Origin of the sequence: Mucilaginibacter sp. RCC_168, assembly GCF_041355315.1 — a bacterium.
Taxonomy (GTDB): domain Bacteria; phylum Bacteroidota; class Bacteroidia; order Sphingobacteriales; family Sphingobacteriaceae; genus Mucilaginibacter.
Genome location: NZ_JBFUPN010000002.1, coordinates 214,201 through 227,818 on the forward strand (window position 1 = coordinate 214,201; position 13,618 = coordinate 227,818).

General features: G+C 40.4%; 13 protein-coding genes. 3 read left to right on the forward strand and 10 right to left on the reverse strand.

What is annotated here, in order from left to right:
• Positions 1-42: 42 nt before the first annotated feature.
• The 9 genes from AB6735_RS02285 to AB6735_RS02325 all read right to left on the reverse strand — a co-directional run bounded on the left by AB6735_RS02285 (position 43) and on the right by AB6735_RS02325 (position 10,542).
• Positions 43-897 carry an AMP nucleosidase gene (locus AB6735_RS02285; RefSeq protein WP_370994201.1) on the reverse strand — a complete coding sequence of 285 codons (855 nt, stop codon included), beginning with the start codon at positions 895-897 and terminating at the stop codon, positions 43-45.
• A gap of 207 nt (positions 898-1,104) precedes the next feature.
• A complete protein-coding gene (gene clpX, locus AB6735_RS02290) occupies positions 1,105-2,343 on the reverse strand; it encodes an ATP-dependent Clp protease ATP-binding subunit ClpX (protein WP_370994202.1) in 1,239 nt (412 codons plus the stop codon).
• Positions 2,344-2,547: 204 nt separating this feature from the next.
• A complete protein-coding gene (locus AB6735_RS02295; protein WP_076374519.1) occupies positions 2,548-3,276 on the reverse strand; it encodes an ATP-dependent Clp protease proteolytic subunit in 729 nt (242 codons plus the stop codon).
• Positions 3,277-3,531: 255 nt separating this feature from the next.
• The gene (gene tig, locus AB6735_RS02300) at positions 3,532-4,890 is read right to left on the reverse strand and encodes a trigger factor (protein ID WP_370994204.1); all 1,359 of its coding nucleotides are present in this window, start codon (positions 4,888-4,890) and stop codon (positions 3,532-3,534) included.
• A gap of 241 nt (positions 4,891-5,131) precedes the next feature.
• Positions 5,132-6,427, reverse strand: a complete 1,296-nt coding sequence (locus AB6735_RS02305) for a M12 family metallopeptidase (RefSeq protein WP_370994205.1) — start codon at positions 6,425-6,427, stop codon at positions 5,132-5,134.
• A gap of 105 nt (positions 6,428-6,532) precedes the next feature.
• Positions 6,533-7,522, reverse strand: coding sequence for a cytochrome c (locus AB6735_RS02310; RefSeq protein ID WP_370994206.1), 990 nt, complete (start codon positions 7,520-7,522; stop codon positions 6,533-6,535).
• A 408-nt stretch (positions 7,523-7,930) separates the two neighbouring features.
• Positions 7,931-8,650: a head GIN domain-containing protein gene (locus AB6735_RS02315; RefSeq protein WP_370994207.1), complete on the reverse strand. Its 720-nt coding sequence runs from the start codon at positions 8,648-8,650 to the stop codon at positions 7,931-7,933.
• 176 nt (positions 8,651-8,826) lie between these two features.
• Positions 8,827-9,438: a GIN domain-containing protein gene (locus AB6735_RS02320; RefSeq protein ID WP_370994208.1), complete on the reverse strand. Its 612-nt coding sequence runs from the start codon at positions 9,436-9,438 to the stop codon at positions 8,827-8,829.
• A gap of 807 nt (positions 9,439-10,245) precedes the next feature.
• A complete protein-coding gene (locus AB6735_RS02325) occupies positions 10,246-10,542 on the reverse strand; it encodes a hypothetical protein (protein WP_370994209.1) in 297 nt (98 codons plus the stop codon).
• Positions 10,543-10,643: 101 nt separating this feature from the next.
• Here AB6735_RS02325 and AB6735_RS02330 point away from each other — a divergent pair, with 101 nt between their 5' ends.
• The 3 genes from AB6735_RS02330 to AB6735_RS02340 all read left to right on the forward strand — a co-directional run bounded on the left by AB6735_RS02330 (position 10,644) and on the right by AB6735_RS02340 (position 12,891).
• The gene (locus AB6735_RS02330; RefSeq protein WP_370994210.1) at positions 10,644-11,474 is read left to right on the forward strand and encodes a helix-turn-helix domain-containing protein; all 831 of its coding nucleotides are present in this window, start codon (positions 10,644-10,646) and stop codon (positions 11,472-11,474) included.
• Positions 11,475-11,638: 164 nt separating this feature from the next.
• The gene (locus AB6735_RS02335; RefSeq protein WP_370994211.1) at positions 11,639-12,211 is read left to right on the forward strand and encodes an adenylate kinase; all 573 of its coding nucleotides are present in this window, start codon (positions 11,639-11,641) and stop codon (positions 12,209-12,211) included.
• A gap of 446 nt (positions 12,212-12,657) precedes the next feature.
• Positions 12,658-12,891, forward strand: coding sequence for a hypothetical protein (locus AB6735_RS02340; protein ID WP_370994212.1), 234 nt, complete (start codon positions 12,658-12,660; stop codon positions 12,889-12,891).
• 67 nt (positions 12,892-12,958) lie between these two features.
• Here AB6735_RS02340 and AB6735_RS02345 read toward each other — a convergent pair whose 3' ends face one another.
• Positions 12,959-13,561, reverse strand: coding sequence for a GIN domain-containing protein (locus tag AB6735_RS02345; RefSeq protein WP_370994214.1), 603 nt, complete (start codon positions 13,559-13,561; stop codon positions 12,959-12,961).
• Between the last annotated feature and the right edge of the window lie 57 nt (positions 13,562-13,618).

Below are 13,618 nucleotides of genomic sequence, written 5' to 3' on the forward strand. Positions count from 1 at the left end.
AGATGCTTCACTTCGTTCAGCATGACAACTTTAATGAACCAATTAAAATTTCAAATGCTTAACCGTTAATCCATTATTGATCAACTGTTTTAACGATTCGATACCAATGCGCAGGTGCGTTTCAACAAATTGCTCGGTTACAGATGAATCACTTTCGGCTGTTTTTACACCTTCGGGGATCATCGGCTGATCAGACACCAGTAACAATGCTCCTGTCGGGATCTTGTTGGCAAAACCTGTTGTAAAAATGGTAGCGGTTTCCATGTCAACGGCCATAGCGCGTAAATCTTTCAGATATTTTTTAAATACTTTATCATGTTCCCAAACACGGCGGTTGGTAGTGTAGCAGGTACCAGTCCAGTAATCGCGCGAAAAATCGCGAATGGTGGTTGATATCGCCTTTTGTAAAGCAAATGAGGGCAAGGCCGGAACTTCGGGCGGTAAATAATCATTCGATGTACCTTCGCCACGAATAGCGGCTATCGGTAGTATCAGATCGCCCACGGCATTTTTCTTTTTCAAACCGCCGCATTTACCCAAAAATATAACGGCTTTGGGGTGTATAGCAGTAAGCAGATCCATCACCGTAGCTGCCACCGAACTACCCATACCAAAATTAATGATGGTAATACCATTGGCAGTAACGCTCTGCATCGGTTTTTCCAGACCCATGATCGGCGCATTATCATTCCACTGCGAAAACAGCTGGATATACTTCGAGAAGTTGGTTAGTATGATGTACTCGCCAAAAGCTTCCAACGGGCGACCAGTATAACGCGGTAACCAGTTTACCACAATGGCATCTTTGGTTTTCAACCCTGCTTTTACAGGTGAGTGCACTTCTTTTACTACCGGTGCGTCGGTAGGATTCTTTTTTACATTCAATTCTTCATTCATATTTTTCTTTTTTTGAGTATCAGGTAGTTAGTATCAAGTATCACGACAAACATCATTTTTGTATTTGCTATAATATTCAAGTCTTGATACTTGATACTAACTACTTGATACTAATAAATAAAAACCTTCTTATACAACAAACCCCGGCGTTTCACCAGGGTCTGTGTTTATTGTAATAAAGATAGCTACTTAATTGATATCAAATTGTTACGCTACTTTTAATTTTTTCAGATCTGATTTTTCAAACTTCTCGTGGGCATAGTCCAAAGTAACCTGCAGGCGTTTCACATCTTTCTTGGATGGGAACTCAAACATGGCATCAATCATGATTGCCTCGCAGATAGAGCGCAAGCCCCTTGCGCCAAGCTTAAATTCCATGGCTTTATCAACTATAAACTCCAGCACTTCATTATCAAAATCAAGCTTTACACCTTCATATTCAAACAGCTTTTTGTACTGTTTCAATAAGGAATTTTTAGGCTCGGTTAATATGTTGCGCAGGGCATCTCTATCAAGCGGGTTCAAATACGTTAATACCGGCAAACGACCAATCAGCTCTGGTATCAAACCAAATGATTTCAGGTCCTGCGGGGTAATATATTTGTACAGGTTTTTTAAGTCAACCTCGCTATCGTCACGTTTTAGTTTGTAACCAACGGTTTGCGTACGCAAGCGGTTAGCTATTTTACGATCGATACCGTCAAATGCTCCGCCGCAGATAAACAATATATTGCTGGTATTTACAGTGATCATCTTTTGGTCGGGATGTTTACGTCCGCCTTGTGGTGGTACGTTAACCATGGTGCCTTCCAGTATCTTTAACAAAGCCTGTTGTACACCTTCGCCGGATACATCGCGGGTGATGGAGGCGTTATCGCTCTTACGGGCAATTTTATCAACCTCATCAATGTAAACAATACCTTTTTCGGCAAGGGTTACATCATAATCTGCCGATTGCAGCAAACGGGTGAGTATGCTTTCCACATCCTCCCCTACATAACCTGCCTCGGTGAGTACGGTAGCATCACAGATGCAAAACGGAACGTTCAGTATTTTGGCCATGGTTTTGGCCAGTAAGGTTTTACCCGTACCTGTTTCGCCCACCATAATGATGTTTGATTTTTCGATCTCTACCTCGTCCTTGTCAATACGCTGGTTTAAGCGTTTGTAATGGTTATATACGGCTACAGAAAGTATCTTTTTAGCATCATCCTGACCGATAACATACTGATCAAGATGCGTTTTAATTTCGGCAGGCTTTAATAAAGAAGGTGCCGTAGGCGAAGCTTTTACCTTACGTACCTTTAACTCCTCAGCCAATATTTCATTAGCCTGGTTAACGCATTTATCACAAATGTGAGCGTCAAGCCCCGCAATTAACATCAGGGAATCCTGTTTACCTGCACCGCAAAATGAACACCTGATTTCCTTACTGTTCTTATTCATCTGATTCGTTTGTAATTCAAAATTAACTAATTAGTGGCAGAAAAAAAAGTTCTTTAGTCCGAAAGTCGGGAAAGTCAGTAAAGTCCGGAGGTGAAATCCTCTTTTCAGACTTTACTAACTCTTTACTTATCAGATATTTAAATTCGCCTGCTCTTGCAGCTACTTACCTATCTTACCGACTTTTCCGACTTGCCGACTAACGACTTATTTATTCGCTTTGCCGCTGCCTTTTAAAATCTCGTCGACCATACCAAATTCTTTGGCTTCTTCGGCAATCATCCAGTAATCACGGTCTGATGCGTCCCAAACTTTTTGGAATGGCGCGCCGCTATGATCGGCAATGATTTGGTACAGCTCTTTTTTCAGCTTGGTGATCTCATGGTAAGAGATCTCGATATCTGACTGCTGACCTTGTGCACCACCCGATGGCTGGTGGATCATTACCCTTGCATGCGGCAATATAGCCCTTTTACCTTCGGTACCGGCACATAATAATACTGCGGCCATTGATGCTGCCATACCTGTACAAATAGTGGCCACATCATTTGATATAAATTGCATGGTATCATAGATACCTAAACCCGCGTAAACAGAGCCACCTGGTGAATTGATATAGATCTGGATATCGCGTTTGCTATCAGCCGACTGCAGGAACAGCAATTGAGCCTGGATAATGTTTGCAATATTTTCATAAATGGCATCGCCAAGGAAAATGATACGGTCCATCATCAAACGTGAAAACACGTCCATCTGGGCCACATTCAGCTGGCGTTCCTCAATGATGTATGGGGTCATGCCGGTTGGGGTATAAATACCAGACGGCATTCTGCTTCTGTCAACAGCCGAAATATATTTATCAACGTGTAAGCTGTTTAAACGGTGATGTTTAACAGCATAATTTCTGAATTCGTTCTTATCGATGTTACTACTCATGGTTTTTGTTATGTTATTTGTTTAGATGCAGGTATTACCTGCGATAAATATAGTTTTTAGTTGAATATAATTTAAATATTTTGAGTCCGAAAGACCGGAAGTCAGTAAAGTCCGGAAGCGAATATTCAAGATCTATCTTCTTTTTTCTAACTTCCAGACTTTACTGACTTCCGGACTTCCAGTCTTTTCGGACTTAAAACACCAAAAGCAACCTTGTGAGTTGCTTTTGGTGTTTTGTACAGAAGTAAAATGAGCTTATTGCTGCTCTTTTACCAGCTCGCTGAAATCTGTATAAAGGATATCTTTTTTATCTAAAGTGATCACGCTTTTAATATAATCAAATACTTTAAGCGCTTTTACTTCTTCAAATATCTTGTTAGCATTCTCTTTGTTTTGAAGATATTGTACAGTGTACTGACCTAATTGCTCATCAGGGATAGGCTGCGGGCTGTACATTCTGAACTGCTGATCCAGACGAACTTTTGCCAAAGCAAAAACCTCGTCGTATTTGATCTCGATCTGGCCATCTTTAATGATCTTGTTTTCGATCAATGTCCACTTCAGGTTGGTGGCAAAATCATTATAGCCGCCGTTCAGTTCCTCATCGCTCAGTTTTTCGTTTGTAGCTTTTAACCAGCGTTTCAAAAACTCATCAGGCAGGTTAAAATCAACCTTGGCTACGCTCATTTTGTAAATATCGTCCTGTAATTTACGCTCTGAATCCTGAACCATCATGGTTTCAATTTCTTCAGTAATTTTAGCTGTAAATTCCGCTTCGGTAGTTACTGTACCTTCACCAAATAATTTGTCAAAGAACTCCTGGTTCAGATCGCTTTCTTCCAAACGGTTTACATTTTTAACCGTTAACTGGAATTTCGATTTCAACTCAGCCGCTTCGTCTTCTTCTATTTTTAATAAACCGGCAATCTTCGGTGCTTCGTTATCAAAAGCTTTCTGAATATCAAGCGTTACTACATCACCTTTTTTCAGGCCGATCAATGATTTTTTTATCTTTTCATCCTTGATCTGATCTAATCTAACTGATGCGGTATTGCTTATGCCTCCCTCAAAAACAGAACCATCCGGAGAAAGCTGGGCCAAATCCGCGTAAAGCACGTCATCATCTGCCGATACGTCAGGATTTGTCATTTTGCCATAGCTGCGGCGGATGTTTTTGATACGTGAAGCCAGGGTTTCGTCATCAACTTTGATCACGTATTGGGTCACTTTATCTTTTGATGAAAAATTAATTTCAAACTGAGGAGCTAAGCCCAACTCATAGTTGAATTCAAAATTATCGTTAAAATCCCAGTTGTATTCTTTCTCGTCATCAACCTTTGGTAATGGCTGACCCAATACTTCCAGTTTTTGCTCGTCGATGTATTTATTTAAAGTATCAGATAACAAGTTGTTGATCTCATCAACCAAAATACTTTTACCGTACATTTTTTTGATATGTGCTGCGGGCACCATTCCGGGACGAAAGCCTGGCAGTTTAGCCTTTTTAGCGTTTTCTTTTATGGCTTTATCAACACGTGGCTGGTAATCTTCAGGGTTAATGTTGATCTTAACAACTGCGTTCAGGGCATCTACTTTTTCCTGTGTAATATTCATCTTTTTACCGGGTATTTTAATTTAATGGTTCAAAACGTAGCCGTAAAACCAATTCAGGCTATACAAATTTCGAGGCGCAAAAGTATGAATTTTATTTTAAATTTATGTTTAGGCTCTTGTTGATTTTGAATTTCGCAAACTAATTATTTATCTTTTTAAAATTATACTATACTATTATGTAAAAGCAAAGGCTGGATAAGTTTCCGGCCTTTCAATTAAATTATTATTTTTTATTTGTTGCTCATTGGCGTATCGGTGGGCTAACTGTCACATATCCTATCCAGCCAACTAAGTTATCAGTAATCACATAAGACCGGTGATTACCACTTCTGTCATCAAATAGTGAGGTTGTAAAGTTGCTGTGTATCTTATAGAAACTTGCACCTGCCGGCACCATCGGTTGGTAACTGGTAAGTGAGTTGGTATGATGGGGAGCATCGGTATACCACTGCTGTAAATTTTCGGTATATCTGATCTGTGTTGGCTGCGTTAAGGTTTTTGGTGTGGTACAGGCGGCGTCCGCGTAAAAGTCGATATATATATCCTGGTTAATACGTTCCACATCGGGTACCTGGGTTACCGGTACATTTACAAATCTTAAACGAACAAACAGATTATTGTATAAATAGGCTATTCCACTTTTATCTCCCGCCGATAGTTGATCTTCTGAAGGCGTATAAGTACTGCCATCAAGTTTGGTTATTTGAAGCGCAGAGTTTCCGGGATAAGCTACCCCGCTATAATAAGATTTATACATCATTATTGATGCAAAATCAAAGGGCCCGATCTGAAATCCGCTAATTCCGCTATAAATTTGATATTGCGAGGTAAAGTCAGGTTTTATATTATTAAAGTTCACAATAATATAAGCATCCCTATCGGCACGGGTTTGCTCGTGCATTAATCCCAATATATGCCCCATTTCATGTATCACGGTGCCTATTGGAGCAAAAGGCTCTAATAATAGTTGTTGTTTATTGCCCACCATACCAATATCTGAAATACCCGAAACACCGGAAGGAAGATTGGCCGTAAAAAACTCTACATAATTTGCCTGATTGGTTCGGGGAACAAAATGGACAATGGTATTAGCGTTATAGTAATTTATAGCCGCCTGGACATTAGCTTCATTACTTGAGGCATTAACAGTATAATAAACCGTGGCATTAGGCCATAATAAAATATTGTTTGAGGTAAATGTGCTGTTGGGCTTTATAACACTGTGAACAGCTTGTTTTGTCGTGGTGCTATTGTCTTGAATATATTTTAATTGACTGGCAGACAATCGCATATCACCACCTAAAATATACTGATCATTTACTTTTTGTAAAGTAATAACAGAGCCATCATTCAAATTATAGGTAATGCTCTCACCGGTACCAGGTTGGTAAGCCATGATCGGCAGTTGCTGCGTATCTGCTTTCTTTACATTTTCTGTTTGATCTGTTTTTGATTGCAGATCTTTTTTACAACCAGACAGAAGTCCAACTATTAAAATAAATAACAATAATCCGGGAAGAAATAATTTTGTTTTCATGTGATATGGTTTTAATAAGGTATCACAAGATAATAATTATTTTAATATTAAATAGGTCGGAAATAATTTCAGGCCTATTTAATATAATCTGAACAAGTTGCCAATTTAATCACGCAATTCTGCCGGAGTAAATTTATCAACCTTGTTTTTTACAGGCTTTATGGTTTTAATATAAGCATATATAGCCTCCAGATCAGTTACTTTCATGGTGCCGTACCTGTACCAGGGCATAATGGTTTGATATTCATTGCGTTTTACAGCAACCTGTTTATGGGTACTATCGGCATACTGTGTAAATCGACTTAAAAACTGCGCCTTTGTCCAGCTGCCTATGCCGGTTTCTTTATCAGCCGTAATGTTTGACGACCGTATGGTACCCCCATTTGGCAAAGTATATTCATGCCCGCCGGCAAATTCCAATCCTTCAATTATTTTACCTTTGTTGGCCTGGCTGTGGCAATCTTTACAGGCAGCTATCCGCACCAGGTAAGCGCCATAGGCCAGCGTATCATGCTGATCGGGCACTGTACCCAGCGTAGCTTTTGCCGGCATGGTATGTACCAGTATATTCAGCGGAAAATCAAGTTTACGCTCAGGGTAGTCTGTTTTTTGCGATTTTAGCGTACGCAGATAAGCAATGATGGAATAAACATCTTCCCGGCTCATTTTGGAATATGCTTCCCAGGGCATGATCGGGAATATGGCCGATCCATCTTTCTTAACTCCCGTGGTAATAGCCCGGAACAATTCGCCGTCGGTCCAGTTTTTTAAATGATACGGGGTAATATTGGGCACATAAACCGAACCCGGGAAACTAACATTAGCATCAAACTTTTCGCCGCCTGCTCCTAACGACTCCGCTTTCACCGGTCCTGCGAGTATGCTCCAGTCGCGGGTGGAGTGGCAATCAACACAAACCGTTACGTGATTGGCCAGGTATTTACCACGCTCCAAACGCTCTGGCGTAGCTTCCACTTTAATATTTTCGGGTTCGCCAACATTGGGCAAGGCCAAGGTAATATAGCTTATACCGGCTACTGCTATTAAAACAATGGCTATTACCATATAGCCTGCAAACTTTAAGATTTTTTTCATGATAGGGTAAATAGGGACGCGGCAAAACTAAGCAACTTTTTAAACTTATAATCAACCTTTTACACCGTATTTTCACGGAAAGATAAAGCGTAGATTTACGCTGTTTAGACTCACTCCGGCATCGCTGCGCTCGCCGCCCCTCTCTTCAGCTTCGCTGGAAAGAGGGTAAAAAAACATTTTATCATGGGCAGGAACGAAGCATCTGTTATTGAACTTTTCAATCGCAAAACAGATTCTTCACTCCGGTCAGGATGACAAACTGGTTTGTTTTTTTATCCCCTCTTTCCGCCGCAGGCGAAGAGAGAGGGTGACCGAGCGAAGCGACGGTCGGGTGAGTCGTTTCAACGCCCTCCAACAAAAAAAAGCAGAGACCTTCGCCCCTGCTTTTTACAAAATAGTAATAACTATTTAATCGACTTTTTCAATGCTCGATGCGCCCGACTTATCATTGTTAACCGTTGTAGGCGAACCTTTATACCTGATCTCTGATGCGCCTGATGAGTGTACATTCAGTGTTTTTAAAACGTTGATCTTGCAATGGCTCGCACCCGATGAATTAATGGTGTATTCGCCAACCACAAAATCAAAAGCGTTAATCTTGCCCACGCCGCTAAACTCTACGTGGTGCGTTGCCGCCTGCCCAGTTAAATTCAACTCGCTTACACCACTGCCGTGACTGTTTACATTAGCCGCGTTCAGATCAAGATTAACTTTAGTAGCGCCTGATAAGTGGATATTCAGATCGCCCGTAGTTATTTTTCCCGTTGATGAAACCTCTACCGCTCCCGATGATTTGAGCTCTTCCAGTTTGCGTATACCAATGTTTACCACCAGGCTATCATCCAAACATATTGTTTTGGTGGTTTTGATGGTCAGTTTATCACCATTAACAGAGGTAGAAACATATTTGAGCAGATTATCATCACCGCTAATAGAAATAGTTAAGGAGCTATCCTGCTTTAAATGAATTTTATAGGCGCCCGATATATCGATCCGGGTAAAATCATTGGCCTTGCGTTGTTCGGTAGTTATTTTTCCTGAGCCATGCACGCAAACAAGCTTACATGACGATATGATACTTAATGATGCGCACGCGATAATGGCAATAGCTAAACCTGCTTTTTTCATAATGATAGATTTTTGTGGTCATAAAGCTATCTGGTCTTTTTGCCCATGATAGTTTTATGGGTATTTTTTACTTTGTGACGTTGTTTAAAGGGTTGAAGTTACATCAAAAATAAAAAAGCTGCCACATTTTGTGCCAGCTTCTCAGAAATATATGATGAACTTTTGCAAAAGTTGGATTAAAGACCGGCAAACTCGTCTGCGATATCTACTTTAGGCATACCATTCAATTTATCGGTAAAGCTTTCGGCAGCAAAGCTGTTGTTGTTTACGCTTGATGTAATGCTGTGGTTTAAGCTGTATATAGTAGCTGTACCACTTAAGTCAATTTTTGCACGATCATTCAGGTTAACATTTGCAGTGTATGCGTCTACATTTAAGTTTGCGGTAGAGTTATTGTGCAGGTTAACTTCCAGTTCAAGGGCAGATAATTTACCAAATGATTTTACCTGTGCATTGTCATAAGCGCTGATGGCACGCAAGTCATTAGCGGTTACCCAAACAACCAGTTTTTCGGCTTTGTATGAGGCGATACGCAATACACCGTTTTCATTTTGAACAAGGGCGTTTTCGCCATAATAACGATTGTAAACTTTTACCTGGTCGGCAGAACCGTCAGATACAAACAGCTCTACATTACCGCGGATCTCGATCTTGCTGATCTTGCTTACTTCTTTTACCACAGTAGCGGTGTTGTTATTGTTATAATTATGGGCAGTTGCATAAGTTGTGCTGGTGATACCACCTACTAAAACTAACATAGTTGCGATGGTGAATAATTTTGTTTTCATGATATTAATATTTTGATTGTCAATTAATTGTATTGCCTTATTTTTTAAATACATCTATATGACGCCTCCATTTTTAAAACGTTACAGCTATTTTAGGTCAATTAGATGTACGGCCTTATTTTATCGGTGAACCGGGGATTTACATCGGTGAACTGCGAAAATATTTTTGGGGATAAAAGGGAGAAATGACCGATTAAGGTGTGGGATGAGGGGAATAAGGGACTCAGCGGTCGCTCGGCTCCAGCCCATAAATATTGGAAGATAAATATTAGCTGTACATTTCTTCTTATGTTTATTTGCTCCTTTAGGAGCTACCTGTTTGTAGCATACCAATAAAATATCTTTTGCTCCGTAGGTGCAACCATAAATAAACAGCTATACTGTATAAGGGTAGCCTCGTAGAGCAATGTCATTAAGTTAAGGATACTCCGTAGGAGTAAAAGCTTTGTAGAAAGCAAAATTAAGTATTCAGCATGCCGTAGGTATGCAAGCTGAGTGCAGTACCTACGGCACTGAATAGAAACCGAATTTTTTCTACAAAGCTTTAACCCCTATGGGGCTTGCAAAATTCCTTAACTTAATGACATTGCTCTACCAGGTATAAATGTGTATATGAATTGCCTACAAATGGATAGCTCCTAACGGAGCATACTTGCTTAATCTTAATAATACTTTAATAAGATTTTCAGATCTTCCCAACATTTATGGGCTGAAACAAAGCGATGCCGCCGGGATGAGTCGTCGCCATCAGAACGGCCTTTACACGCTACCCTTCGCCAGAACTGCCATTGACTGCCATAATTTTTCTCAGTTAACCATTGGACTTACCGGCCGGTAATAAACCTCACTGCGGCCGTTCACTGTTTTCACTACAAAGCCATGCTCAATAAGCCATTGCAGTACCAGGTAAATACTGCTGGTACTCACTTTAACGCCATTAACGCGGATATCCCTCGACAGGGTATCTACATCGGCATCCTGGGCCAGTTTTAAAACGTGTGCTATAATGTGCTTTTTTTTAACCGACAGGTTGTACTGATGCAGATGACAATATTGTACAAATTCATCGGGAAGGGCTATTGCCGATAGGTTGAAGTGTGTCATAACTGTGATTCAATTAAAATACTGTTTAGCTATTTCAAAGAAAAAAATATATGCACGTACAATTGTTGTACATAGGGGCGATATAATTGTAAATTTACGACATGAAGAAAAAGCAATTTGCGCCCCTGGTAATTTGCAATGTGGAAGGCGAGGGCATGATACAATCCCGGCACAGCCATACTTATTATGAAATTATTTATGTGCAAAAAGGATCGGGCACACACATCCTTAATCAAAACCGCTTGCCCTATAAAACAGGAGATCTGTTTTTAATATGCCCGGAGGATGAACACTGTTTCGACTATAAAAAATACACCTGCGTTACACTGATCAAATTTACCGATGAGTTTTTCAGTTCGCAGAATCAGTCTATCCCGCATGTAGGTATCGTTTTCAGTCCGCAGGATCTGATGCGTCACAAACTGCTAAAAGAGATCAAACTCACCTTTGACGAACCCTTTAAAACCATTTTAAGGAGTACCATTGATAATATTACCACCTACAATGGGTCAACAGATATAGCCACCTGTCCCTATATCTTTTATCAGATATTGTCGCTCTTTGGCTTAATAACACAAGCATTGGGCCGTATCGACGCGCAATTAGTTAATTGTCCGCCGGGTAAACAGGAGTTGATATCCTATATCCATCAGCATATTTACGAACCTGAAAACATCCTGATCAAAAATGTAGCCGCGCATTTTAATATCGCTACCAGTTATTTCAGTGCCTGGTTTAAACGGAATTTTGATATCAGCTACCGCGATTATATCAATGGGTACCGGGTTAAGCTGATCGAGATCCGTATCGGCAACAAAACTTCTACTCTGAGCCAGATAGCCGAAGAATTTGGTTTCACCGACGTAAGCCATCTATCCAACTATTTTAAAAAACAAACCAATATTAACGCAAGCCACTACGGGAGGATATGAAGTGGTGAGGGGTGAGTGGTGAAGTAGTGAGTAGTGAGGGTCAGTTCTATGTAAGGAAAATAAGAACAGAAAATCAGTTCACCACTCACCCCTCACCATTCACCACTCACTACTCACCATTCACCATTCACCACTCACCACTCACCACTCACCACTACCAACATATGAAAATACACATCATGGGCGCATCATGTGCCGGCTCCACAACTTTAGGTGCCGCCCTTGCCCAACAATTGAACTATCCGCTATTTGACAGCGACAAATATTTCTGGGAGACAAGCGAACAACCTTTTACCGTAAGGCGTGATCCGGAATTGCGGAATGCTATGATGATGCACGATGTTAACAGTAACTCAAACTGGATACTCACCGGATCGATGGTAAGCTGGGGACCTGTATGGCTGGATATGTTTGACCTGGTAGTGTTTTTATATATCCCTCACCACATCCGTATGCAGCGATTGCATAACCGCGAACTGGAACGCTACGGCGAAGCTATTTTTACCGATCCCGAACGTGCGGCCAATTACCAGGCATTTATTAAATGGGCCAAAGGATATGACGATAATACTACCCAGGGTCGCACCCTACAGGTACACGAAAACTGGTTAAAGCAGGTAAGCTCTCCCGTTTTAGAGATACGCGGCGATACTACGGTACCACAGCGCGTGGATCTGGTTTTGGAAAAGATGAAAGAATTATATAACATAGCACACCCTCCTGCGGGGCGGAAATAAAAAAAACAAGTATTTGAGTTGACGCTAATTTTCCGTATATTTATATAACTAAACAGCCCGCTTGTCTTTTCAGAAGACAAGCGGGCTGTTTAGTTAAGGAAAAAACAAGGCCAAAAACTAACCGTTTGTAAATATTTCACTAACCATCAATAATTTAATACTTTTTAAAGTTTTCAAAACCATGTTAAAATTTGTTAAAAAGTGTTAAAATCGATGATTTTGAATAAATTTTCGATAATTTTTGAATGATTTCCACCCCTCTTTTAGTTAAAAAAGTGTTAAAATAAAACTTTAAGAAGTTTTGCTGTCAAGTAAACGTATGAAATCCCATTTTAATTCATTAAATCTATTCATCATTTTTCTGATGTTATTTTCAGCAGCGGTTTCGGCGCAAACGCGGCTGGTTAAAAATCTGCAGGCGGGTAAATCCCAAATCCTGGTTGTTTATGGAACCAGCGGCCGACAGACCCGAGCTGAATAGCTATTATGACCTCTATCGCCAGGTTGCCAAAAAACGAAAGCTTTTACTGATAGATCATTACCCGCATTGGAAAGCCATATTGGATAAAGGAAAAGAAGAATATTTGAAATATGTACCTGACGGCCTGCACCCTGATCCTGAAGGCGCCAGTAAGATCATCGCACCTTATGTTGTTGAAAAACTAATAGAAGGTAAATAGCTATAAAAAGACAAAGCCACCCGGCTTCAGGTGGCTTTGTTCGGTGGTTAGCCTGCTGTTATGGTGATTATAAACCTGCATACTCGTCAGCTTTAACTTTTGCACCATTCAATACTTCGGTGGTGTGTTCGGCTACCAGGGTTGATCCGTTTACACTTGAGCCATAGCTGCGGTTTAAGCTGTATTCATTAACAGTACCGCTCAGATTAGCACAGGCTTTATCGTTCATGGTAACATGTGCGCTGTAAACATCTAATTTTAAAGTGGCAGATGCGTTGTTGTATAGTTTTACATCCAGTTCAATGGCAGAAAAGTTACCGAATGAGCTGATGTTGGCATTGTCATAAGCAGTGATGCCTGAAAGTTGTTTCGCGGTTACCCAAACCACTAACTTTTCGGCCTTGTTATAAGATGATATACGTAACACACCATTCTTTGCTTGTACCAATGCGCTTTCGGCATAATAACGATTGTAAACCTTTACTTCGTCGGCTGTTCCGTTGGATACATATACCTGAACATTGCCGTAAACTTCGATCTGGTTGATTCTGGTGATGTCGGTTAAAACGATGCCTTTGTTGTTGTTTGTGTTAACAGTGGCTTGTGCTTGATTTCCAATTCCAAATACTATAGCTGCTACAGTAAAAAGGGTGATTGCTAAAGTTTTCATGATTTTAATATTTTGATTGTCAGTTGATTAATATTGTTATTTTAAATACATCAATAT

Bases quoted from the DNA above. Each gene is read 5' to 3' on its own strand.
- AB6735_RS02320 (WP_370994208.1), bottom strand. From the start codon at position 9,438: ATGAAAACAAAATTATTCACCATCGCAACTATGTTAGTTTTAGTAGGT.
- tig (WP_370994204.1), bottom strand. From the start codon at position 4,890: ATGAATATTACACAGGAAAAAGTAGATGCCCTGAACGCAGTTGTTAAG.
- AB6735_RS02325 (WP_370994209.1), bottom strand. From the start codon at position 10,542: ATGACACACTTCAACCTATCGGCAATAGCCCTTCCCGATGAATTTGTA.
- AB6735_RS02310 (WP_370994206.1), bottom strand. From the start codon at position 7,522: ATGAAAAAAATCTTAAAGTTTGCAGGCTATATGGTAATAGCCATTGTT.
- AB6735_RS02285 (WP_370994201.1), bottom strand. From the start codon at position 897: ATGAATGAAGAATTGAATGTAAAAAAGAATCCTACCGACGCACCGGTA.
- AB6735_RS02315 (WP_370994207.1), bottom strand. From the start codon at position 8,650: ATGAAAAAAGCAGGTTTAGCTATTGCCATTATCGCGTGCGCATCATTA.
- AB6735_RS02295 (WP_076374519.1), bottom strand. From the start codon at position 3,276: ATGAGTAGTAACATCGATAAGAACGAATTCAGAAATTATGCTGTTAAA.
- clpX (WP_370994202.1), bottom strand. From the start codon at position 2,343: ATGAATAAGAACAGTAAGGAAATCAGGTGTTCATTTTGCGGTGCAGGT.
- AB6735_RS02335 (WP_370994211.1), top strand. From the start codon at position 11,639: ATGAAAATACACATCATGGGCGCATCATGTGCCGGCTCCACAACTTTA.
- AB6735_RS02345 (WP_370994214.1), bottom strand. From the start codon at position 13,561: ATGAAAACTTTAGCAATCACCCTTTTTACTGTAGCAGCTATAGTATTT.
- AB6735_RS02330 (WP_370994210.1), top strand. From the start codon at position 10,644: ATGAAGAAAAAGCAATTTGCGCCCCTGGTAATTTGCAATGTGGAAGGC.
- AB6735_RS02305 (WP_370994205.1), bottom strand. From the start codon at position 6,427: ATGAAAACAAAATTATTTCTTCCCGGATTATTGTTATTTATTTTAATA.
- AB6735_RS02340 (WP_370994212.1), top strand. From the start codon at position 12,658: ATGGAACCAGCGGCCGACAGACCCGAGCTGAATAGCTATTATGACCTC.